Source organism: Leptolyngbya sp. FACHB-261, from assembly GCF_014696065.1.
Classification (GTDB): domain Bacteria; phylum Cyanobacteriota; class Cyanobacteriia; order FACHB-261; family FACHB-261; genus FACHB-261.
In genome coordinates, this window is record NZ_JACJPL010000029.1 from 42,410 (window position 1) to 63,993 (window position 21,584).

18 protein-coding genes are annotated in these 21,584 nt (G+C 52.0%); 9 read left to right on the forward strand and 9 right to left on the reverse strand.

Annotated features, from left to right (window positions below):
* Window positions 1–85: 85 nt before the first annotated feature.
* The 5 genes from H6F94_RS24800 to H6F94_RS24820 all read right to left on the reverse strand — a co-directional run bounded on the left by H6F94_RS24800 (window position 86) and on the right by H6F94_RS24820 (window position 5,664).
* A complete protein-coding gene (locus H6F94_RS24800; RefSeq protein ID WP_190804962.1) occupies window positions 86–1,858 on the reverse strand; it encodes a serine/threonine-protein kinase in 1,773 nt (590 codons plus the stop codon).
* A 177-nt stretch (window positions 1,859–2,035) separates the two neighbouring features.
* Complete coding sequence (locus H6F94_RS24805) at window positions 2,036–3,472, reverse strand: histidine kinase dimerization/phospho-acceptor domain-containing protein (protein WP_190804963.1); 1,437 nt, start codon at window positions 3,470–3,472, stop codon at window positions 2,036–2,038.
* A 176-nt stretch (window positions 3,473–3,648) separates the two neighbouring features.
* A complete protein-coding gene (locus tag H6F94_RS24810; protein WP_190804964.1) occupies window positions 3,649–4,635 on the reverse strand; it encodes an aspartate carbamoyltransferase catalytic subunit in 987 nt (328 codons plus the stop codon).
* Entirely contained in the window at window positions 4,632–5,195 is a 564-nt protein-coding gene (rimM, locus tag H6F94_RS24815; protein WP_190804965.1) for a ribosome maturation factor RimM, read from the reverse strand. Before rimM ends, H6F94_RS24810 begins: the two co-directional genes overlap by 4 nt.
* Window positions 5,196–5,325: 130 nt before the next feature.
* A complete protein-coding gene (locus H6F94_RS24820; protein ID WP_199320652.1) occupies window positions 5,326–5,664 on the reverse strand; it encodes a hypothetical protein in 339 nt (112 codons plus the stop codon).
* Between the two features lie 207 nt (window positions 5,665–5,871).
* Between H6F94_RS24820 and H6F94_RS32605 the strand changes: the two genes are divergently transcribed.
* The 4 genes from H6F94_RS32605 to H6F94_RS24840 all read left to right on the forward strand — a co-directional run bounded on the left by H6F94_RS32605 (window position 5,872) and on the right by H6F94_RS24840 (window position 11,551).
* Window positions 5,872–6,459, forward strand: a complete 588-nt coding sequence (locus tag H6F94_RS32605; RefSeq protein ID WP_242041411.1) for a PPC domain-containing protein — start codon at window positions 5,872–5,874, stop codon at window positions 6,457–6,459.
* 183 nt (window positions 6,460–6,642) lie between these two features.
* Entirely contained in the window at window positions 6,643–7,167 is a 525-nt protein-coding gene (locus tag H6F94_RS24830; RefSeq protein WP_190804966.1) for a protein-tyrosine phosphatase family protein, read from the forward strand.
* A 299-nt stretch (window positions 7,168–7,466) separates the two neighbouring features.
* Complete coding sequence (locus H6F94_RS33115) at window positions 7,467–8,948, forward strand: sensor histidine kinase (protein WP_190804967.1); 1,482 nt, start codon at window positions 7,467–7,469, stop codon at window positions 8,946–8,948.
* Window positions 8,949–9,022: 74 nt separating this feature from the next.
* A complete protein-coding gene (locus tag H6F94_RS24840) occupies window positions 9,023–11,551 on the forward strand; it encodes a response regulator (protein WP_190804968.1) in 2,529 nt (842 codons plus the stop codon).
* A gap of 764 nt (window positions 11,552–12,315) precedes the next feature.
* Here the strand turns inward: H6F94_RS24840 and H6F94_RS24845 are convergent.
* Window positions 12,316–13,071: a GvpL/GvpF family gas vesicle protein gene (locus H6F94_RS24845; RefSeq protein ID WP_190804969.1), complete on the reverse strand. Its 756-nt coding sequence runs from the start codon at window positions 13,069–13,071 to the stop codon at window positions 12,316–12,318.
* Between the two features lie 383 nt (window positions 13,072–13,454).
* On the opposite strand from H6F94_RS24845, the gene H6F94_RS24850 reads away from it, so the two are divergent.
* Entirely contained in the window at window positions 13,455–14,543 is a 1,089-nt protein-coding gene (locus tag H6F94_RS24850) for a hypothetical protein (RefSeq protein ID WP_190804970.1), read from the forward strand.
* Window positions 14,544–14,554: 11 nt separating this feature from the next.
* On the opposite strand, the gene H6F94_RS24855 is transcribed toward H6F94_RS24850, so the two are convergent.
* On the reverse strand, window positions 14,555–15,325 hold the full coding sequence (locus tag H6F94_RS24855; RefSeq protein WP_242041412.1) for a dienelactone hydrolase family protein: 771 nt from the start codon (window positions 15,323–15,325) through the stop codon (window positions 14,555–14,557).
* A gap of 282 nt (window positions 15,326–15,607) precedes the next feature.
* Between H6F94_RS24855 and mgtE the strand changes: the two genes are divergently transcribed.
* Window positions 15,608–16,954 carry a magnesium transporter gene (gene mgtE / locus H6F94_RS24860; RefSeq protein ID WP_190804971.1) on the forward strand — a complete coding sequence of 449 codons (1,347 nt, stop codon included), beginning with the start codon at window positions 15,608–15,610 and terminating at the stop codon, window positions 16,952–16,954.
* A gap of 353 nt (window positions 16,955–17,307) precedes the next feature.
* Here mgtE and H6F94_RS24865 read toward each other — a convergent pair whose 3' ends face one another.
* Window positions 17,308–17,931 carry a DUF3318 domain-containing protein gene (locus H6F94_RS24865; RefSeq protein WP_190804972.1) on the reverse strand — a complete coding sequence of 208 codons (624 nt, stop codon included), beginning with the start codon at window positions 17,929–17,931 and terminating at the stop codon, window positions 17,308–17,310.
* A 92-nt stretch (window positions 17,932–18,023) separates the two neighbouring features.
* Here H6F94_RS24865 and H6F94_RS24870 point away from each other — a divergent pair, with 92 nt between their 5' ends.
* From H6F94_RS24870 to bioB, 3 genes are read left to right on the forward strand one after another with little or no spacing between them, the layout of a single operon-like run.
* On the forward strand, window positions 18,024–18,329 hold the full coding sequence (locus H6F94_RS24870) for a small RNA NsiR4-regulated ssr1528 family protein (protein ID WP_190804973.1): 306 nt from the start codon (window positions 18,024–18,026) through the stop codon (window positions 18,327–18,329).
* 26 nt (window positions 18,330–18,355) lie between these two features.
* Window positions 18,356–19,636: a bifunctional sterol desaturase/short chain dehydrogenase gene (locus H6F94_RS24875; protein WP_242041413.1), complete on the forward strand. Its 1,281-nt coding sequence runs from the start codon at window positions 18,356–18,358 to the stop codon at window positions 19,634–19,636.
* Between the two features lie 48 nt (window positions 19,637–19,684).
* The gene (gene bioB / locus H6F94_RS24880; RefSeq protein ID WP_206757719.1) at window positions 19,685–20,623 is read left to right on the forward strand and encodes a biotin synthase BioB; all 939 of its coding nucleotides are present in this window, start codon (window positions 19,685–19,687) and stop codon (window positions 20,621–20,623) included.
* Between the two features lie 7 nt (window positions 20,624–20,630).
* On the opposite strand, the gene H6F94_RS24885 is transcribed toward bioB, so the two are convergent.
* Complete coding sequence (locus tag H6F94_RS24885) at window positions 20,631–21,524, reverse strand: hypothetical protein (RefSeq protein ID WP_190804976.1); 894 nt, start codon at window positions 21,522–21,524, stop codon at window positions 20,631–20,633.
* Between the last annotated feature and the right edge of the window lie 60 nt (window positions 21,525–21,584).

Genomic DNA, 21,584 nt, shown 5'->3' on the forward strand with positions numbered 1-21,584 from the left:
TTGAGATCGCAGGCTTCGAGCAGTTCCAGCAGCAAAAATGAAAGTTGACCATGAGTGAACCTTTGGATTTTCAATCTCTGAACCTCTATCTCCGCGAATCTTGGCAAATCACACCGCTAGGTCCTAGACCAAAGTCACCGCCTGCGCCGGACCAGGGTCCTTCGTACACCAGCTGACCATTGCTATTGGCATAACAGTAAGCCTGCTGACTTTCGCTGCGAGACTGGCGATCAGCCTCGGCGGTAGTCCGTGGTCGGGCCCGATTTGATTGAGGCTGGGGTGGGGACTCAGCAGGACTCGGGATTGGGGCTGGTTCTGGTTCTGACGACGGCTGCGGTTCCGGCTCGGGTGCAATCTCTTGAGCAGAGGGCTGGGGTTGGGATTGAGGCGCTGCTGGTGTCGCTGGCTGGTCGGGTTGCACAGGCTCCGGAGTATTTGTTTCCGGGGTTGTCTCCGGTATGCTTTGGTCCTCAGTTTGAGGCTGTTGTCCTTGTTCTGGTTGCTCAGTCTCAGTCTCTCTGGGTTGGCGGGGTTCTCGCTCCTGCTGCCTAGGTTGTTCTGAATCTTGTCTAGAATCTTGCCCGGCATCTTGTCTAGAATCCTGACCGGACTCGGGTCGGCTTCTGATCATGGGGTTTGAAAAGAAACCTGAGTCTGGGGCTGGGCTAGCAGTGTTATCTGGGTTCGGTTGAGCTGGGTTTGAGGCTGGGTCACGCGCATCAGGCTTGTAAGCAACCATGAACCCAACTACGGCTGCCCCCAAGGTTGCTCCTATCAGCAAGGGCAAGCGTTTAGTGGAAGAGGCCGAATTCGGCGACTTTGGCGGACTTGGCGGCGAAACGACCTGTGTTCCCCCCGCGGGCGATCCAGGAGGCGGTCCAGGATTTGCAGGTGCAAAGGGGACGGTTGCCTGCCGCGATAGGGGCAACCCTGAGGGCATTTGGGTTGGCGGTGTTTGGGTTTGGGGCGCTGACGTTGGATATGGCGCAGCCTGCCCCAAGGGAGGAGACGCAACTGGAGGGAGCACCACATGGGTTTGCGACAGTCGCTTGAGCGCTTGAAGCACTTCCGTCGCGCTTTGGTAACGGTCCTTGAAATGATAATGAACCATCTGACTTAGCACTGCGGCAAGCGCTGGGCTCGCTTGCGCATGGGGCTGCCAGATTAGCTCGCCCGTCTCGGTATCATCAGGCAGCTGAGTCGGCGGAAAGCCAGTCAGAGCCTGAATTGCAATCATGCCCAGCCCATACAGGTCGCTGTTGAAGCGAGGCTTGCCCAGCCCTTGTTCGTTGGGCATGTAGCCAGGCGTACCAATAGCAACAGTTGCGTTCAGATGTCCCTCAACCGTAACCTGTTGGGTTCGCACCTGCTTGACCGAGCCAAAGTCAACCAGGACTAATCTACGGTCGGGTTGTCGCCGGATGATGTTGTCTGGCTTAATGTCTCGGTGGATCACACCCTGGCTATGCACGAAGTGCAGGATCCCCAACACATCTTCGAGCATCGCCACCACTTGAGCCTCACTCCAGCGCTGACCTAGCTGTAATTCGGCACTGAGCGTCTGTCCCTCAATGAAGTCCTGGACCAGGTAGAACTCTTGGTTCTCCTCAAAATAAGCAAGCAAGCGGGGAATTTGGTCGTGCTGCCCCAGCCGCTCTAGCGTTTCAGCCTCACTTTTAAACAGACGCCGCGCCGTCTGCAAAGACTGAGGGTCGCGACTAGCAGGCTGAAGATGCTTGACCACACAGGTTGGGTTACCTGGTCGGCGCGTGTCTAAAGCGACATAGGTCTGACCAAAGCCGCCTGCGCCTAAGGCTCGGGCAATCTGGTACCGCCCATCGAGTAGCTCGCCGATCATGAGGTAGGTGCTCTTGCTTTTAAACACCCAAGATAGTGACCCTCTGGGCAGGAAGCAACCTCTCTAATGAGGCTTACTGGTTGGAGCGTCCCTGAACAGCTTATAAACAGAGGGTTCTGTCTAGTCTGAACTTAGCCAGGAACTTACGATGTCTGGGCCCAGCTCGAGCACCCTAGCTCAATCGCTGCCAAGCGGCAAGAAAATCGTTAGCGTTTCGCCCTGGTCTTCACCCTTGGTCCCTTGGCGTTCTCGCACCTTGAGTTTGCCGCCTAGAGCCTGAAATAGCGATTTGGTGACACCCAAGCTCAGGCTAACTGAACCCGTATCTGGTTGCAGCATCAACAAATGACCTAAGGCTCGGAGGGGACTGACATCGGGACAGTCTTTTTGGGGTTCGGCGCGCGATTGCAATTGCAGCTTGAGCTGTTTACCCGCCAGCATCACTTGCACGCGGATGTGGCTGCCTCCCGGCAAGCTGCGCGTAAAGCGGTCTACCAAGCCTGTCAGCATCTGGCCTAGCATCTGCGGGTCACTAACTACGGTAGGCAGTTCTTGGGGCATGCTGACCGAGAGGGTCAGGTTGCGACGGCTAGCCTGTTGCTGCCAGTGCGGAATGCTCTGCTGGAGCACCTCCGCCAGCGACACTCGGCTCAGATGGAGGGTCTGTTTCGGGGCAGGCGCATCCTGTAACTCCACGGCTCGGAAGATCAGGCTGAAGCGATTGATTTGATCAGTACACTCTCGCTCAATGCTCTCTAAGCGCTTCACAACCTCTGGAGCCAAATCTTTGCGTCGCAGCAACGACCGAGTCAGCGTTTGAATCGTCGCTAGAGGAGTTCGGATTTCGTGCGCCAGAGCTTGCAGCAACTCCGCCTCCGGCAGTGCCTCCTCCGAGCTGTCAGCGACTGGCGCTGGTGCTTGCTGCAGCGCAGCAGAGAGAGCTTGGTTGGGCAAATTGAGACGAGGGGTCGAGTTAGTTGCCAAAGTAGAGGCTCGCCGCAGAAGCAGCGCACTGAACCGCAAGAGTAAACGCGGATTGACTTCTAAACTCTGGCCTGCCAGCAAGTCACCAACCCGTTGTGCTAGATCGGCCATACGGTGCGGCTGGGTCAGCATCACACGAGGGCTCAAATACTCCCAGGCTCGCAACACAGCATCAGGCTCAAATGAGAACAGAAATTCAGCCTGTTCGCCTTCGCTCTGCCCCAACACCATCACTGCCCAGAGATTGTGGCTCAGGACCAGGCAGAACCGCTCTGTCGATAGTGGGTCCGCCGGTAGCAAGGGCACAGTTTGGTTGGGTGCGTTTGTATCCAGGTTTGGGGTTGGGGGTTCTGGCTCCGGCCTTTGACCATCGGCTGGCATCAAAGCCAAAAAACTAGAGAGGTCTGGCGCAAACTGCCAGGTTTCTAGACCTGGAAAGCTAGACCAGTCCAGACCAGCACTGCTCAACACCAAACCATTGGCAGGAATCTGCTCACGTACAAGGTCAGCCAGCGCTGTAGTCGCCAGCAGCCAGGCAGGTTCGCCTGTTGCTAACTCTGGCAGAGTCTCCGGCTCAGTTACTCCCCCTCGTAAGATTTCGCGCAGCGTTGGTAGCAACCAATGGTCCATGATTCAGTAACGCAGAGGGTCTTTTCTGAAGCTTCTACGTGACTTGCTTTCCTCCTCCTTGAGGTTATCTGTACCAGAAAGATAATAGAGTCGTAAAACCGAACCCTAGGGTTAGCGATTGCCCACAGCTACTATTGCCCACAGCTACTAATTAACCCACGCCTGAACCCACAGCATCAGCTCGGGCGTCCGCTTCCCATCAGATAGAGCAAGGCCATCCGCACTGCTACGCCACTGGTCACTTGCGCATCGATCAAACTGAGGCGTGGATCATCCATCAAATCCGAACTAATTTCAACACCGCGATTGACGGGACCGGGATGGAGAGCTTTCACATCCGGCGCACAGTGCTTCAGGCGCTCTCGAGTCAAGCCATAGAGGCGATGGTACTCCCGCAAACTGGGGATGAGATGGGCACTCATACGTTCCTGCTGTAGCCGCAGAGTCATCACAAAGTCCGCTCCCTCCAGTGCAGGAGCCAGAGTCCAGTGCAATTGAACACCCGGCCAGTGGCCAAATTGTGAGGGCAGGAGCGTGGGCGGTGCAGCCAGGTGGACCTGGGCTCCGCTAGCTGTGAGGCTCCAGAGATTGGAACGGGCAACCCGAGAATGCAAAATATCCCCAACGATGGCGATCTTTTTGCCCTTGAGCAAGCCGATGTGGGGAACGTCATGATCTAGCAAACTGCACAGCGTAAACAAGTCCAGCAAAGCCTGGCTGGGGTGCTCGTGCCGACCATCCCCCGCATTGAGCACTCCCACACTCCGGCCCGCTTCAGTACTCAGCCGGTCCATCGCCTCGGCAATAATCTGAGGCACACCGGCTTCGCGATGCCGGATCACCATGAGGTCAGTGCCCATCGCCAAAAATGTCTTGGCAGTGTCCAAAATCGTCTCACCTTTGGTGAGCGAAGAGGTTCCAGGCGCAAAGTTGAGTGTGTCTGCGGATAGACGCTTGGCTGCTAATTCAAAACTGTTGCGGGTGCGTGTAGAGGACTCGAAAAACAGATTTGCCACCACTTGCCCCTGGAGGGCAGGCACCTTCTTAGTGCGACGGGATAGCACTTCCCGAAAGCTTGCCGCCGTCTGGAGGACAATGTCGTACTCCTCGGGCGTAAATGTTTCCAACGATAGAACGTGATGGCGGTTCCAGGTAGAAGTCATTCGCTAACTATCCACTCGTCAATCAGTCCAGCAGGTGGCACCACCTCAATGCGTCCAGCTGCTAGATCAACCACAGGGGCAATCGGCTCAACGAAGGGAATCAAGGTTCGGCGTAGCTTGCCAGTGGTTGGCTCGACTCCCTCGATCTCCAGCAAATCGTTTCCCGCCGGAATGATAGTGACCACGGTCCCCAAAAGCTGGCCGGTTGGCTGGTGAATTACACTCAAGCCCAACAAGTCCTGGATTAAATACTCATTATCCTCTAGAGTAGGGCGCTCAGCCGCAGATATAAGCAAGGTCGCGCCGCGCAGAGACTCAGCTGCATCGCGGTCAGTGATTTCAGCAAACCGTACGACGTAGATGCCTTTACCTGGCAAATAGCGTCCTGAGCGCAGTGTTAGCAGTTCGAGCGGAGCGCTTTCAGACCGTTGCAACCAACGCTTTCCCGGGTTTTCAAAGCGCTCTGGAAAATCAGACATCGACAGGACGCGCACTTCGCCCCGCAGTCCTTGAGCCGCAATAATTTTGCCGATGACGACACAATCGGTTAGGGGATCCATCCTGTTGCTGCCCTGTAGTTGTTCCCTACTAGCTTTGGATCCCCATCCTGGCAGAAAGCGGCTCGATCTGGTTGAACGTTTAAGCTAAGACCTAAGCAACTGGGTCTAGGCTACTGACCCTAAGCCGCCACTAAGCCACCGTCTCTAGGTATTGATTGAGATCTTCTACTAAGCGGGTCAACTCCGCTTCAGTTGTGATCCGAATGCGTTCATCCCGTGCTGTAATCAGCACCTTGGCGGCAAAGGGTGTCGGCCAAATATTGGGATTGCAGAACACCTCTAAGAACACATCACCCATATAGCGATACTCCATAGAGGGCTGAGGGGCTTTGCGTGCCCCTCCCGTGGTTGTGACTTTCAAGCGCTCTAACAGGAGTGCAATTTCAGCCTTGAGAGCCTGAGCTGCTTCAACGGGAAAGGCAATTGACAGGGAGCCTTCTACGAGATTGAGAGTCAGAGGCTGGGTCATAATAGCGAATCCTTATGGTTTAAACCAGTCAAAATTGATTCTTGTACAGCTTGGTATAGAACCAGTATGAAACAAGGCAGCGACACTCAGAAGTGTCAGCGCTGAGGCGAATTTCGTACTAAATCTGCATTCGCCAAAAAATTCTGGCTTTGTGGGCCATAATTGACCCGTCAACTCGCATCTAGTGTGAGGGTCTGTCAAATTTCTATGTCTGTACTCAATTCCTGGTTTGGCTCTGCTCAAAGAGCCCTTGGGCTGGCAGTGGCCCTCACTCTTCCTGCACTGATCGCCCTATCTCCTGCCGAGGCTCAGCAGCAGCCCCGTCCCCGACCGCCAGGACAACCTGCTCCGGGGCAGCAACCGGGTCAGCCGGGTCAACCGGGTCAACCGGGTCAACAACCCGCTCCGCAAACACCGCCTGCAAATCCCAATGCACGCCGTGTCTACACACCAATTCCTATGCCGTCTAATAACCAGGTCAGTGAAACGCTGACTCAGGGTGATATTCCTAATGGGCAGGGCGGTTTTGCTCGGGACTACACCTTCAGCAGCAGGGCCGAAGATCGCGTCGAAATCGACCTGAGTTCTGACGACTTCGATACGCTGGTGACTGTTCTCAATCCTGATGGCACATTTTTAGCAGAGAACGATGATGGTCCCGGTGGCGGCACCAACTCTCTGTTATTTGCTCGTTTAGACAAAGCCGGAACTTATACGATTCGAGTACAAGCTTTTGGTGGCGCTGGGGGCGGTCCTTTTACACTGAAGGTGACACGCCTGAGACCAGTACAGTAGGCCATCTTTCTTTTAAGAGAGATTAGTTAGAGCTCTACTGGTATCAGTCTCAGTTTGGGCCTGAATGTTATAGCCTGCACCGCAATAAACACACAAAACTCACCCATCTTTGCGGCCTGCATAGTTCGGAAAGGTGGGTGAGTTAATTCGTTATTGTTAATTACAGTGATGGATTAAAAGCCTATGTATAAATTTGCAGCAGCTTCCGAAACTGAAACGGTAGTATTCGGCGCGGCCAGGCCTAGACACGCTGAGAAAGAAGTATCGCGCTGGATCAAGTTTATGCACGAGCAAGGAATGCAGCGAGTTTGCTGTCTACTTCCTCAAAGTCAGCTAGCACCCTACCCCAATTTGTTAAGCAGATATCAACAGGAATTCGGGGCTGACAAGGTTCTTTGGGCACCCATTGAAGATTTTCATCTAGTCGATCAAGCAACACTCACTCAGAGAATTCTTCCCTTTCTATTGGAGGCTGATCAACAAAATGAGCAAGTCGTTGTGCATTGCTCCGGTGGAATTGGACGAACAGGATATATTCTTGCCGCATGGTTGGTCGGTGGCCGGGGATTAACAAACACAGCGGCAATCTCTGCGGTTAGAAAAACCGGGAGAAATCCTTATGAAGCAGCAATAGCCGGAATATTGATGGCAAGAAATCCCTGGAAAGCAGTCCGAGTTCTCAATTCACTTTTAGATGCTTGCCGTTAGTAGTCTATGCCTTGAATTTACACCGATATTCCTCCCTTGACTCTGGATACTTGGGCTAGTTTTATACGATTAGTTTGATGTTGGTTGTGTTGTGAGCCCTGAAGCCTACCACTGTTGGCTACTAGAGCTGTTTGAGCAACACAGTCTCCGTGTATGCAATTTTTTATACAGGCCATGCGTATAATTTAGGGATGTAATTTTTACTTAGTCTACGTAGGCTAAATAGGACAACCCGGACAGCTGCGCCCCGATTAGCAACTAATTGGGCCGTAGCTTTTCGGCTTGCAGAGGATAGTGGTGTGAGTCAACTAGTACGTATTCTTCTCATTGACGATAACCCGGATGATCGAGCCCTAGCCATCCGTGAGCTAGGCCGTGAACTTCCCGGCTTGCAAGTTCAGCAGATCACTGAAGCCAGCAGTTTTGACCAAGCTCTTGAAGCAGACGATTTTGATCTGGTGATCACAGATTATCGACTCAATTGGAGCGACGGCCTAACCATACTCCGTAACGTCAAAGCTCGGTACTTCGACTGCCCAGTTATCATGTTCACCAACACTGGCAGCGAAGAAATTGCCGTAGCAGCAATGGAAGCTGGCTTAGACGACTATGTGATCAAGTCGCCCCGGCAATTCATCCGTCTGGCGCGCTCAGTCCGCGCTGCACTAGAACGAGCAGAGGTTGGTCAAAGAGCCTCCCGCTTGGAAAACCGCCTGCAAACCTTACTCAATCGGCTGAATGTTGGCGTGTTTCGCTCCACTCTGGCTGGACAGCTTCTGGAGAGCAATCCCGCTTTTCTCAGATTGCTGGGGGTGCGTTCACTCCTAGAAGCTCAAAGCCTAGAATTACCAGAACTGTTTTTGCAGGCAGAAACGGATCCTGAGCTGGAGTATTGGGAGCGCACCGTACAGTTGCGCCGCTCCGATGGCCTCACGACCTGGGTGTTATTGAATAAGGCATTGAGCACCATGAACGGTGAGGCTGTCGTTGATGGCTTGGTAGAAGACATTAACGAGCGCAAGGCTGCCGAAGCCGCAGTTCAGCAACTCAACGAAACACTTGAACAACGGGTTTCCGAACGCACTGCTCAACTAGAAGAAGCGAACCAGGAACTCGAAAACTTCGCTTTCTCGGTTTCCCACGACCTGCAAGAGCCCTTGCGAGCAATGCAAGGCTTCGCCCAAGCTTTACTCGAAGACTACGCTGAGCAACTGGACCCCACAGGGCAGGACTACGCCCGTCGCGTTCGAGCGGCAGCGGAACGCATGAGCGTCCTGATTCAAGACCTGCTAATCTACAACCGCCTAAGTGGTGCAGATCTGACTTTTCAGCCCGTTAGTCTCTCGGCTGTTGTCACCGACGTACTCACTCAGCTTGAGAGCCAAATTCAAGAGCGACAGGCCCAAGTGCGCGTCGAGCCGCCACTGCCCCCTGTGATCGGCAACTATGTTGTCCTAGCCCAGGTTCTCACCAATCTCCTTACCAACGCCCTCAAGTTTGTGCCTAGAGGCGTGCAACCTCGAGTGCGGCTCTGGGCTGAGGCACGGGGACAATGGATTCGCCTCTGGATCGAAGACAACGGCATCGGCATTGATGCCAGCAATCTTGGGCGTATTTTCCGCGTCTTCGAGCGTCTGCACGGCAGTGAAACTTACCCTGGCACAGGTATCGGTTTAGCAATCGTGCGCAAGGGTGTAGAACGGATGGGGGGGCGAGTTGCTGTGGAGTCACAGCCCGATCAGGGCAGTCGCTTCTGGGTAGAACTTAGAGTGGCAGACTGAGCTGATCTAATATCCGTGTCCGTTCTCGATTTAACTCGATTTAATTAGCATTAACTCCTTACGATCCAGGCCGAATGCTCAGCCAGCCGCTACGTCTTCTTTTAATTGATGACAGTTCAGACGATCGTGCTCTAGCGACTCGGGAACTGCGTCGTGAATTCCCTGACCTTGAAGTCACGGCGATCGCAGCAGAAGCAGCTTTAGAGCAAGCGCTCGCTGAGGCGCAATTTGACTTAGTGGTCACCGATTACCAATTGCGTTGGGGGACTGGACAAGAGGTCCTGGATCGAGTTAAGGCTCGCTATCCCACCTGTCCAGTGGTTATGTTTACCAACAGCGGCAGCGAGGAGATAGCCGTCAAGGCCATGAAAACAGGTCTGAGCAACTATGTTCTCAAAAGCAACCTTCCTCGCCTACCCGTAGCGGTTCAAGAAAGCTTGGAAAAAGCTAGGTTGCAACAGCAGTACCAAGATGCCATCGTCCGGTTACAGCTATCTGAAGAGTTGTTTCGCACGATGGCGGATAGCGCGCCTGTGCTGCTCTGGATTGCTGACACTGAGGGCCTCTGCTATTTCTTCAATCAACCGTGGTTAAACTTCACCGGGCGAACCTTAGAACAAGAGCGCGGTCACGGTTGGGCAGAAGGGATACACCCAGAGGACAAAGATTACTGCTTGGAGGTCTACCTCAAAGCCTTCAATGCCCGTCAAGAGTTTGAAATGGAATATCGGCTCCGACGCAGCGACGGCGAATACCGCTGGGTTTTAGATCGGGGTACGCCTCGCTTTGCCTCAGATGGTGGCTTCGCAGGTTATGTCGGTTCTGCGATTGATGTTACTGAGCGTAAGCGCGTCGCAGCAGAGCGAGACCAGTTACTGTCTCGTGAGCAACTAGCTCGGGCTGAAGCTGAAGCGGCTGAGTGTCGCGCTGCATTCTTGTCTGAAGCCAGCAGGCTGTTTACAGCCTCACTCGATTACGAAAGCACGCTAGCCAGCGTAGCCCGCTTATCAGTTGCGCACCTAGCAGACTGGTGCATCGTGGACTTGATTCAAGACGATGAATCTCTGACTCAAGTCGCCAGTGCCCACGCCGATCCGGACCAGGAAAAACTCTTGCATGAGCTGTGCCAGCGCTACCCCCTCAGTCAAAACCCGAATAGTGAGGTCTGGACAGCACTGCAAACCGGACAAGCTGTGCTCGTTCCTGAGTTATCCGAAGCTCAACTCAAGGCTCAGGCATTGAATGACGATCATCTCAACCTTCTCCATCAGCTCAATCCCAGATCCTATATGCTCGTGCCACTTCTGTCGCGAGGTCAGAAATTAGGAGCGATTGGCTTTGTATCCGCCTCAGAGCGGCGCTACAGTCCGGCAGATTTGAGTTTAGCCGAGGAGTTAGCTCGTCGGGCAGCGATGGCAATGGACAATGCCAGAGCGCATCGCCAGTCTCAGGTCGCTAATCGGATCAAAGACGAATTTCTTGCAACTCTTTCCCACGAGTTGAGGGCACCGCTCAATGGCATGCTCGGTTGGGCTCAGCTTCTGCGACGGGGCAGATTAGATGCCGCTACAACCACTCGTGCGTTAGAAACCATTGAGCGCAACACTAAAGCCCAATCCAAGCTGATCGACGATCTACTCGATGTTTCTCGGATTATTACGGGCAAGCTTCGTCTAGAAGTTCGCCTTGTCCAACTCGCTACTATTATCGAAGCTGCCATTGATGCTGTGCGTATCGCAGCTCAAGCAAAAGATATTGAGATCAAAGCGGTCCTCGACCGTAACTTAGAATTACCTGCAGGCGATCCAGATCGCCTACAACAAGTTATCTGGAATTTGCTGTCTAATGCCGTTAAGTTCACACCCGAAGGCGGACAAATTCAGGTTGGGCTAGAGCGAGTTCATTCGCGTGTTCAAATTTCGGTTAGTGATACAGGCCAGGGCATTAGACCTGAGTTTCTGCCCTATGTTTTCGACCGCTTTCGCCAAGCAGATAGTTCAATTACCAGAGCGCATGGCGGCCTAGGCTTAGGGCTTGCAATAGTCCGTCACTTAGTTGAACTACACGGTGGCACAGTTCAGGCAGAAAGCCCAGGTGAAGGGCAAGGTACTACCTTTACAGTACAGCTTCCTATTGCTGCTGTGCGTAATGAAGCAGCACAGCTAGAGCACAATAAGCCTTATGAAGATCAACTTGTTAGAGAAAGCCTACTAACCCTGCAAGGGATACGAGTGCTGATCGTTGACGACGAAGCGGATGCTCGCGAATTACTAACCATTGCCCTCGAGCAATTTGGGGCGACAGTAACAGCCACCGCATCAGCCAGTGAAGCTTTAACTGTCTTACAGCAATTGCGACCAGATGTGTTAGTGAGTGACATTGGCATGCCTGGTGAGGATGGTTATATCCTGATCAGGCAAATCAGAGCTCTCAAGGCAGAACAAGGTGGTCAAACCCCAGCCGTTGCGCTGACAGCCTATGTCCGAGAGGAAGATCGCGCCCTCGCGATACGAGCAGGATTCCAGGTTCACGTATCTAAACCAGTTGAGCCCGTTAAGCTAGCGATGGTAGTCGCAAGCCTTACTGTTAAACCCTTGGGATAGAGCGCGTGTTGCAGCAACCCCACCAAACACGCTTGAGTGTATAGTTCTATTTTGACGGCTCACTGCTATCAACCTGCTATCAGTTGTTTTCACACATCATGTAACTTATCATACATACATGCACTACTCAAACCTCTACATGAGATGGCTATGACTGTTGGTTTCCTTCCTTCAGTTCAAGGTGAACCACCTATTTTGGGAAAGCTCTTGTAAAATCAAGGTGGAGCATTCGCTAAATGGAGAGTGAAAGGATACAGAATGGCAGTAGGAAATTAACAGTGACCTCTCCAAATTCTATTGTCTTTTCATCATGGCAAAAGGTGGTAGTTCCTCAGATCGCAGGCAAGTAACATAAACCTGTTCACAGTTTCCTCTCGCCGAATACGGCACACCTCAGCTGCTCTCAACCGTTTGATTCCACTCAATCATCACATGATCAAGGGCTCACGCTTTAGATATAAATAGAGAATTTGTTGCTTTAATCCTATATGTGCTGCGTAGTTTATTTAGCAATAGCTCTATTGAACACGCCTTAAAACCTAATCCCATCTATAGGCAAACTTCATAAGACAACGGCCTACCGGATCACCCAGAGCTATTGACACTCAAGAAGCCAGCTAGGTATCGAGGCAACAACTTCCCTGCGCTTGTCCAGGGGAGCCAGGACTACCAAACTCTTCATAACAACAAAAAGAGCCAATAGGAATGAAGATCTCTCTGGCTCTAGCCCTAAAGGCAACTCTTAACTCTTCCAATTCAGGTACTTACTCAACTTCAAAACGAGCAAAGTTGTACGGGGCAGTGAAGTTGTTGTAGCGAATGCGCAGGCGTCCTTCAAACTGCTTATCCAGTTCTTCAACCTGTTGAGCAAAAGCTGATTCCTTATCCCAAGGGATTAGAAATGCGGCATTATAAGCCATGTTGTCAGTTAGTAAATTGCCCTCAACATAGCCCTGGATAGGATCGCAGGCTAGGGGACAGAGAGCAGACTTGAAGGTGTTAATTACTGACTGACGGCGTTGCTCTAGAGTATCTTCCAGTTCCTTACCGATGGCGATCACACTATCCATACTTAAAGCGCTACCGGCCAAAGCGTCACGCTTATCTTTCAGGAGTGGATTCTCAGCTAGTAAGCGCTGCAACTCTGTTTCCTGCTCCCAAAACAACTTGACGCTAACTTCACGATGCCCGTCCAGTTGCCGAAACAGCTTTTGTAGTTCCTCATCGTGGGCCCCGATCAGATTTCGATGCACTTGCTCCCAATCTGTGACAACCACGCCAAACTGAAGGGGCAGCAGATTGGGATGCCCCTCTGCCATCACCTTCTCCAGAACTGTCTCGTGAGCTAGCAAGTTTAGGCGGCTAGCAAGGTAGCGCTCCTGTTTTGCCTCACTGTAGAGAGCAGAGAAGTCTCCCAAGGTTTGTAAATGCACGGGTTGTTTATCTAAGCCGAAGAGGGGACCAACCGCGCTCAAATTGTAGTGGGGCGTGTTGAGCAAACCGTAGAGATAGAAACTCATAGACCTAGGAAACTGGCTTCGGGTAAGTAGGAAGAACTGCTCTCTAGAGTTCCCCCTAACTCGGTGATTCTATCGAGAAAGACATATGTATTCAGCAGGACTACTGGTTATCCAGACGTTAGTTACTTTCGCTACGCTAGATAGTCCACCTCTGCATCGGGCACTCTACCAGAAGACACCTTTGTTGTGACGGCTCCAGATGACTCTCTGGAGTTTTTCCTATTTAAAGTGCCTCTCTTTAAAGCGCTCTCTAAATCAATCCTGCTTCTCCGGAAATTATGTATATCTTTACACCGGTGTGAAGCTTATATGTAACACGTCAGCCCATCCGGTCAGAGCCTAGAGCAGCAGATCTGTAGGGGCAGTTGCTCCTAGTGATTACCATGATTCGGCAGATCCGGCCCACAGCCGCTGAACATGCCCGTGTTCAGGTGATCACCTCTCTGCTTGCGCAATTCCTGGGCGAGCAAAACGTTACTACCAAGATTTCCCTTGCACAGGGGCAGTTAAAAATCCTGCTCCAAGCCGACCCATTACCCGATCAACAGGCTATGGTCCGGCTGGTTCAACGTAGCCTTCAGGAACTGCCAAGCGGCGAAGTCCAAATGGTTCGAGTGTACGGTAGGCTCAAGGGCGAGCAGCGGCCAAGTTGGGGCGAGCAATTCACTCCTGATGGTGTCAAAGTCAGCTCCAGGCTTACAGTTGTTCCCTCCTCTACCGGTACCATTCAAGAGCTTCCTACCACACCTCATTCGAACGAGCTTCGTCAGGCGCACGACAAACCTGCTTCAGCTGAGAGGCCAGTAGCAGATCCCGCTCCCATTCCTCCTCTTCCACCTCTTTCTTCTTTTCCTTTTCCTCCCTCAACCAGGCTTGATACTGCGGTTCCCAAAGTTTCTACGACCAGTAGCAAAAAAAATTCTGGCCGCTTCACAAACCTGTCAGGCATTCTTGGCTTAAAAACCCGTCGGTCGCCCTCGAATCAGGCTGTAGTTTATTGCACATTTGCTCTGTGGTGCGTCTTGGGTATTGCCTTGGTTGGCGGGCTAATGCTGGCCTTGCTTAGGAGCACTGCTAACCTAGATAAGGCCGCTGCCGAAGGAACCGAGCAGTCTGTAGCCCGCCCGAGACCTCAACCCTCACCGCAAAAGGACCCGCCTGGGACTGTAACTTCTCAAAAGCTGCTGTCTTTTCACGATTTGCTGAATCAAGCTGGACAGGCCAACGTTGTAAAGCGAGTTTCGGCTTACACCTGTTCTGAGGGGGAGATCAGTGACACGGATGTTTCTGTGTTTGTCTCCGATACCTTTGGCAAAGGCACACCTACCCAGAAGTTAGAATATGCCCGCATGCTCCAGCAGGCATGGTTGAGTGTGGAACCTAACCCGAAGGCAACCCTACGTTTGTGCTCTCCTTTAGGACTTGAACTAGCACGCACTGACCAGTACGGCGTGATGTACCTCAGGAACTAGGCAACAGGCTGCTAGAAACGAGCCGGCTCGATATCGGGTGTAAAGGTTGATGCGAATAAGCGCTTGACCCGCTGCCAGGCGTCTTGGGTAGCCGCAGGGTTATAGCTGCTGCGCTGATCGCAAAAGAAGCCATGGTCGGCGTCGTAGAGGTGGAGGCAATGATCAATGTTCTGTGCTTGCAGTTCCTGCTCCACAATCTCTACGTGTTCGTTCGGGATGCTGGCATCTTGAGTACCCAAAAACAGCTCAATGCGGCCTTGGATCTCGCGAGTTCGTTGTACGGTGGGAGCACCGCCCCCAGCAGTCATCGTGGCAATCCCAGCGCCGTAGAAGGAAGCTGTTGCCCGGATGTCTGCTAAGGTGGCGGCGAGGTAGGCAACGTGTCCACCAAAGCAGAAACCAATGCAGCCGATTGCCTCAGGTTGAACTTCAGGTAGGTTGCGCAGGTAAGACAGCGTGGCACGGGTATCGCTCAGCAGTTGCTCAGCAGTGGTGCGGTCTTTGTAACTGCGTCCAATTTTAATATTTTCAGCTCCGTAGCCCAGTTCTAAACCCGGCGCTGTGCGCTGATAAAGAGCAGGTGCAATGGCAACATAACCCTCACAGGCAAGGCGTCGAGTAACGTCCCGGATATAGTCATTGACGCCAAAGATCTCCTGAAACACAATGATCGCCGGTAGGGCTTGGTCAACCTGTGGCTGAGCCAGATAAGCATCGATGGTCAACCCATCACCCTGAATGGCGACAGAGGTGGCTCGGATTTCAAACTTGGACGGCATCATCGCTTAAAGACCAAAGAAATGGCTGGGCAATATTTTAGGCCTAGCACTTAGAGTAGGGCTCAAATTGTTCTTTAAGCTCGGGTTCCAAATCACCCCTATGGGGGCTGGAGTCTGGGAACTCCCTAGGCTACGATGTCTCTAGCGGTACTTCTTCAGTACCGATGATGAATTCTATATGCGGCTTTGGACAGTAGTCCATCCGGTCCTGAACACAGTAGTACCCTCCTCTAGCCTGGGCAGGCCCTAGTCTCCCTAGCGCGTGGGGAGATTAAGGAGGCTATCATGCTCACTCTAGAGCGCCGCAACTTGTTGGCGGCCGTTGATGACCTGTCAACATTAAAGGCTGAACTGAGCCATTTGCTACCAGTTGATATCAGCGAACTGATCGAGGGGCTACCCCCAGAACGGCGCGCGATTGCTTTTCGGTTGCTCGATAAGAGCCGAGCTACAGAGGTTTTTGAATATCTGCCGACAGAAGTTCGGGAAGAACTGATCGAGGCATTGCACGATCTACAGGTCTGTCAGCTCATTGAGTCTATGCGACCTGACGATCGTGCAGAGCTGTTTGATGAATTGCCCGCAGGGGTAGTTAAGCGGCTACTGCGTCAACTTAGTGCTAGTGAACGTCGGGCAACAGCGACAATCCTAGGTTACTCAGAAGGTACAGCAGGGCGCGTGATGACCACAGAGTATGTGCGCCTATATCAAGGCATGACTGTTGACCGGGCTTTAGACAAAATTCGCTACACGGACCGAGACAAGGAAACAATCTACTGTGCCTATGTCACGGATGCTAATCGTAAATTACTACAAGTCATTTCGTTGCGGGATCTAGTGTTTGCTGCTCCCGATGCCCTTGTAGAAGAGATCGCCTGCAACCAGGTGATTTCAGTTTTTACGGAAACTCCCCAAGAGGAGGTTGCCCATCTGATGCAGCGCTACGACCTGATCGCTGTACCGGTAGTGGACCGAGAGGAGCGATTGGTCGGCATTGTCACTATTGATGACGTCGTTGACATCTTGGAAGAGGAAGCAACGGAGGACATTCAAAAGTTAGCGGGGGTGAGAGGTGGTGATGAGGCCGTTCTTGCACCTCCCCTTGTAACCTTCTGCAAGCGCCTACCCTGGCTGTTGGGCAGCATCGCCCTCTATGTCGGCACTTCTAGCGCTGTAGCCTCATTTCAAGGCACGATTGCTTCCCTACCTGTATTGGCAGCGATTATGCCACTCCTATCTAACACGAGCGGGAATGTCGGCATTCAAGCTTTAACCGTAACCGTGCGGGGCTTAGGTGTAGGTGAAGTTAATCTCAGCAACACTCTGCGCATTCTTCGCAAGGAAATCTTGGCAGGGATTGGTATGGGAGCAGTGCTGGGCGCTTGCCTAGGTCTGTTGTCGTTGTTGTGGGCTCCTGAACACTTACGCTGGGTCTCCCTAATTACGGGAGGCGTTATGGCCACCAATGTTTTAATTGCAGTCACCCTAGGTACTTGTATTCCCATTGTTCTGAAAAGGCTGTCTTTAGATCCTGCCCTGATGAGTGGTCCACTGCTGACAACGCTTCTAGACACGATCAGTTTCGTCTGTTTATTAGGCCTCACTAGTTTGGCAATTTCGTTTTCGAGCTGAATATTCGTAGCTGAGGGAAGTACTGTGACAACGTCCCCTCAGCTTTAGTCTTGGTACACATAACCCTTCTCTGTTAAATTGAACTGCTTAAAGAACCAAGCGGCTAGTATGAATCTTGCCAGAATGGCAGAAGTCCAGTATGGTTTTGCACTATTCAAGTGAGGCTCGTCTGACCTTAGTCAATGTGGTATGGGCCAACTTGAGTCGATATAGAAACAATAGGGAGTAAATTAGTAACACACCCTTATAGGAGGCGCACCAGCTCGTAGGAAGCTTCGTTTTTCCATATAAGTTCCATATAAGATTGAGAAGCTAGGTAAACTTTAGCAGTTCACGTCTCACGTCACTTTCGATCAACGGGAACGCTCTTTCTTGGGTACTCCTACGGGGGACAGCCCTGCTAGCGCGCGCAGGTTTTGGATACGGATTAACTCAGAGAACTCTAGGGTTGAGCGACCTTCGAGCTTAGCAACGCTTTGAATACCGTCCAGCAAGTGTCGGGCAGCGTCAGCCTCTGTATAACCCCGTCGTTGCGCTACCCGAATTGCAGCTTCATCAGCCTCTAGCTGAGGACCAGTGCCTTGGTTAGCTCGCCAGACCTGTGCTGCTGCTAAAACCGTTAGTGCTCCTCCCACCACAGTTCCAACTGCATCCACCTGCACTACTTCGACGAGCGTCCCCACGAACCCTGCAAGGGTCAAGCCTTGGTAGAGGTCGGGTTTAAACCAATTGCCCTCCAGTAACCAACTCACTTGTCGCAGCAATAGCAGATCCCGTTGCGGTTGAGGCAGGCGCGCCCATAGATCGAAGTTGATTGTGACTGGCTTCTCCCGCTGGGTTAGCCGAGTCCACAGGTTCTGCTCTGCGGAACTCGTTATGACCAGAGACTGCTCAGGCTTGCTGATCAACTGGGTGTACATACGGCCGGAAGCAGGCATCAAATCCTTGAGGCGGAGAATCTCGGGTTGTGGATTCATGGCAGTCACAGGGGCAATCGACTCAGGGGGTGCTACGCCTGATCCTACTAGGAGCGCTGATACAATGCTCGTAACCTTTTCCGCGCATCGCTATGTCCCCTGAAATCGCCCCTGAACCGCAATCTACGACTGGCGCTGATGCCATTGATGTCGCAATTGCCAAGGGAATTGATTTTGACGGCTCACCGATTCCCCCCGCTAAACTCGACCTTTATCGTGAAGTCATGGCGTTAGAGGCTGGGCGTCAGCGCAGTGGTGTCTCTAACACGATGCGCTCTCGAATCGTGCGGATTGGAGCTAAGCACATTCCCCAAGAGAAACTCAATCAGATGCTGACAGACGCTGATTTCGCACCCCTGAAGGAAAAGGAAGTCGCCTTCTACTACGGCAATAAGTAATGCAACCAATGGTTACGTGGACGCCCATGATTTGGTCAATCATTTGGGCGTTTGGCTCTGTTTTGGGTGCAGAAATCACCCGCGATTTGTATCATCTGATCGCTCATCTCAATCCAGTTCTGATGCGTTGGCACGGCTGGCATCACCGGGTTTATCGGCGCGATTTGACCGTGATTGACCCAATGGTGTATCGGCAAGCACAGTGGCGGCACGACGTGCCGGAATCGCTGGTTATGCTGACTGTGACCGCTTTGGTGTGGTGGAGTAGTTCATTCTGGGCCCCGAATGGCCAGGCCGCTCTATTGCTGGGAGTTCTTTACTCGGTAGCATTTCTAGTTAGCGGTATGGCGCGAGGCGTAGGTTGGGCGTTAGAAACTGATCTGACGCACAAATCAGGTCCGTTCCTCAAGCCTCCTTCCTGCTGGGTCGTGAATCGTCCCTATCACTGGCGGCATCATTTTGACGATGGCAACGCCTATTTCTGCGGCACCTTCACCTTTGTGGATAAGCTGATGGGAACCGGTCTAACGCTCAAGGGGAAAACCATTGCTGTTACTGGGGCTTCCGGGACGCTGGGGAAGGCTCTGTTACAGCAGTTACGGCAGGAAGGGGCTCGTGTTCTTGCTTTGTCGTCTCAGGCTCAACCAATCACAATTCAAGTTAATGGTGCAGAGCAGTCTGTAGAGACTATTACTTGGCAAGTGGGCCAAGAAGAAGCTCTGGCGACACGGCTAGAAAAGGTTGACATTCTGATTCTCAACCATGGCATTAACGTACTTGGTGAGCGAAGCGCGACCGCTATTCAGAAGTCCTACGAGGTCAATACCTTTTCAACCTGGCGTCTGCTGGAGTTGTTTCTAAAAACGGTTCGCACCTCCACTGACGTTGCCCTTAAAGAAGTTTGGATTAATACTTCAGAAGCCGAGGTGAGCCCAGCGCTAAGTCCTTTGTACGAACTTTCAAAGCGGGCAATTGGTGATCTGGTTACTCTACGGCGTTTGGATTCACCCTGTGTAATTCGCAAGCTCATTTTGGGACCCTTCAAGAGCAACTTGAATCCCTATGGCGTGATGTCTGGTGGGTGGGTTGCCCGTCAAATTGTTGCTCTAGCCAAGCGCGACGTACGTAATATTATTGTGACCGTCAATCCATTAACGTATTTGCTGTTTCCCTGGAAGGAATTTTGGGTTTCTACCTATTTTAGGTGGTTTAGCCGTCCTACCTCTGACCTTGAGGCAGAGCAGGCAACATCCCTTGATTCAACCAATGACTCAAGCAAAGTAGACACGGCTATTGGCCTTAAATAAACCGCAACAGCCTTAGGTTAGGGCCATTGCCACAGTAGGATGAATGCCATGTTTTCAACGATCAATCGCATTACCCAGATCTACCAGCAACCCCTGCCAGATCTGCTGTTTGAAGCCCAACGTGTCCACCGTGAGCATCATGATCCACATGCAGTGCAACTGTGCACACTCAGCAGTATTAAGACCGGCCTTTGCCCAGAGGACTGTGCTTACTGTTCTCAGAGTGTCCACAACAAGACTGAGTTAGCACCACAGGCCCTTATGGATGTTGAGGCAGTTTTAGCTGAGGCTAGGGCTGCCAAAGCGGCTGGGTCCACGCGGTTCTGCATGGGGGCAGCCTGGCGAGAAGTCAAGGACGGCCCCTTATTTGAGCGGGTGCTAGAGATGGTGCGCCAGGTTGCCGATCTAGACATGGAAGTCTGTTGCACGCTCGGCATGCTCAAGCCACATCAGGCGGAGCAACTTAAAACAGCTGGTTTAACTGCTTACAACCACAATCTCGACACTTCACCCGACTACTACAGTCAAATTATTTCTACTCGAACCTATCAAGATCGGTTGGATACGATCCGCGCTGTGAGTGCAGCGGGCATCTCTGTTTGTTGCGGTGGCATTTTAGGTTTAGGCGAATCGGTTGAGGATCGCTTGTCCTTACTGGAAGCTCTGGCAGAGCTGGAACCAGCGCCGGAGTCAATTCCAATCAACTGCTTGGTTCCGGTCAAAGGAACACCACTTCAAGACGTTCCTCCGGTGGATCCCATTGAGTTAGTGCGCACTATTGCCACTACTCGCATTCTGTTTCCCAAAGCGATGGTACGCCTATCAGCAGGACGAATGCAGATGAGTGATGAGTTGCAAGCGCTCTGCTTGTTAGCTGGAGCCAATTCAATTTTTACGGGTCCAGTTTTGCTCACCACGCCCAATCCTGACCGAAACTACGATCAGCAATTGCTCAGCCGTTTAGGTATGGTTCCCAAACCGTTGTAACTCATCTTTAGGTTGCAGCAATCTGTCCCAGGACAATCAGATTATTGCTGCCCATCAGCACGATGAGCAGGGTCAAACTCCACGTAAAGTAGCCTCTTTTCAAAAGCGAAGGGTTGACGACTAACAGTAGAACGGGGAAGGTAAAGTTGCAGGTATAGAGGAATAGCTCTTCAGTGCCGAATACCGTGTGTAAGCTCATGTTGAACAACACCGCCAAAGCAGCTGCACTCAACAAGGCACTTCTACAATTTGCTTGAAGACTTCTGAGCAGGCCAAGGATAGAGAGCACCAACCAAAGCGTCAGTGCAGCCCATCCTAGTAGCTTGTAGTCTAAAGGTTGAGCAAAGAAGCTTAAAATCGAACGCCCAGTCTCTGGAGCGATGCGATTGATGAAGGGCGCAGGCGAGACAAAGCTGACTCCCAAAAAATGCTTAAACAGTTTAGAGAATAACAGCCAAGGTTGGCTCAAGGAAAGGTCTACTGTGATGAATTGGCTGCTGTCTGTTACCAGAGCAAAGAGCAACACAACGGAACAAATTACAGTTTGGGCAAAATTGGTAATCGTTACACCAAATGAAAATAACCTCGCAGCCAACCAACAGGCGGAATAAACTCTCTGCTGCTGCAAGCAAAATAGAAGAAGAATGTAACTGGCAATGATGCTGCAAGTGGTTAAAGCATAGGTTTCAGGAATTGAGCCGAAAACAAGTTGGCTGATGCTCATGCCAAATACACCGACCAAGAGCAGCGATTCAAAATACTTCTGGGTGAGGTTTTTGAAAAAGAGAAATACCAGCGCAACACCAGTCGCACCGAAAAAAGAATTAAGTAAAACCGCCGCTAATTCTTGCGAGGCAGTTAAAACGCGCAATAGAAAGCCGAAGGGAACCACAAACAGCAATACCAGAGGATGAGAACCTTTGTGCAGATATGTTTAGTTAGCGAGGTCCAATCAGGCCCC

Coding starts and splice junctions, on each gene's coding strand:
- H6F94_RS24820 (WP_199320652.1), bottom strand. CDS start 5,664: ATGACCCAGCCTCTGACTCTCAATCTCGTAGAAGGCTCCCTGTCAATT.
- H6F94_RS24870 (WP_190804973.1), top strand. CDS start 18,024: ATGTCCCCTGAAATCGCCCCTGAACCGCAATCTACGACTGGCGCTGAT.
- H6F94_RS24840 (WP_190804968.1), top strand. CDS start 9,023: ATGCTCAGCCAGCCGCTACGTCTTCTTTTAATTGATGACAGTTCAGAC.
- mgtE (WP_190804971.1), top strand. CDS start 15,608: ATGCTCACTCTAGAGCGCCGCAACTTGTTGGCGGCCGTTGATGACCTG.
- H6F94_RS24805 (WP_190804963.1), bottom strand. CDS start 3,472: ATGGACCATTGGTTGCTACCAACGCTGCGCGAAATCTTACGAGGGGGA.
- rimM (WP_190804965.1), bottom strand. CDS start 5,195: ATGGATCCCCTAACCGATTGTGTCGTCATCGGCAAAATTATTGCGGCT.
- H6F94_RS32605 (WP_242041411.1), top strand. CDS start 5,872: ATGTCTGTACTCAATTCCTGGTTTGGCTCTGCTCAAAGAGCCCTTGGG.
- H6F94_RS24865 (WP_190804972.1), bottom strand. CDS start 17,931: ATGAATCCACAACCCGAGATTCTCCGCCTCAAGGATTTGATGCCTGCT.
- H6F94_RS24875 (WP_242041413.1), top strand. CDS start 18,356: ATGATTTGGTCAATCATTTGGGCGTTTGGCTCTGTTTTGGGTGCAGAA.
- H6F94_RS24845 (WP_190804969.1), bottom strand. CDS start 13,071: ATGAGTTTCTATCTCTACGGTTTGCTCAACACGCCCCACTACAATTTG.
- H6F94_RS24850 (WP_190804970.1), top strand. CDS start 13,455: ATGATTCGGCAGATCCGGCCCACAGCCGCTGAACATGCCCGTGTTCAG.
- H6F94_RS24855 (WP_242041412.1), bottom strand. CDS start 15,325: ATGATGCCGTCCAAGTTTGAAATCCGAGCCACCTCTGTCGCCATTCAG.
- H6F94_RS24830 (WP_190804966.1), top strand. CDS start 6,643: ATGTATAAATTTGCAGCAGCTTCCGAAACTGAAACGGTAGTATTCGGC.
- bioB (WP_206757719.1), top strand. CDS start 19,685: ATGTTTTCAACGATCAATCGCATTACCCAGATCTACCAGCAACCCCTG.
- H6F94_RS24810 (WP_190804964.1), bottom strand. CDS start 4,635: ATGACTTCTACCTGGAACCGCCATCACGTTCTATCGTTGGAAACATTT.
- H6F94_RS24800 (WP_190804962.1), bottom strand. CDS start 1,858: ATGATCGGCGAGCTACTCGATGGGCGGTACCAGATTGCCCGAGCCTTA.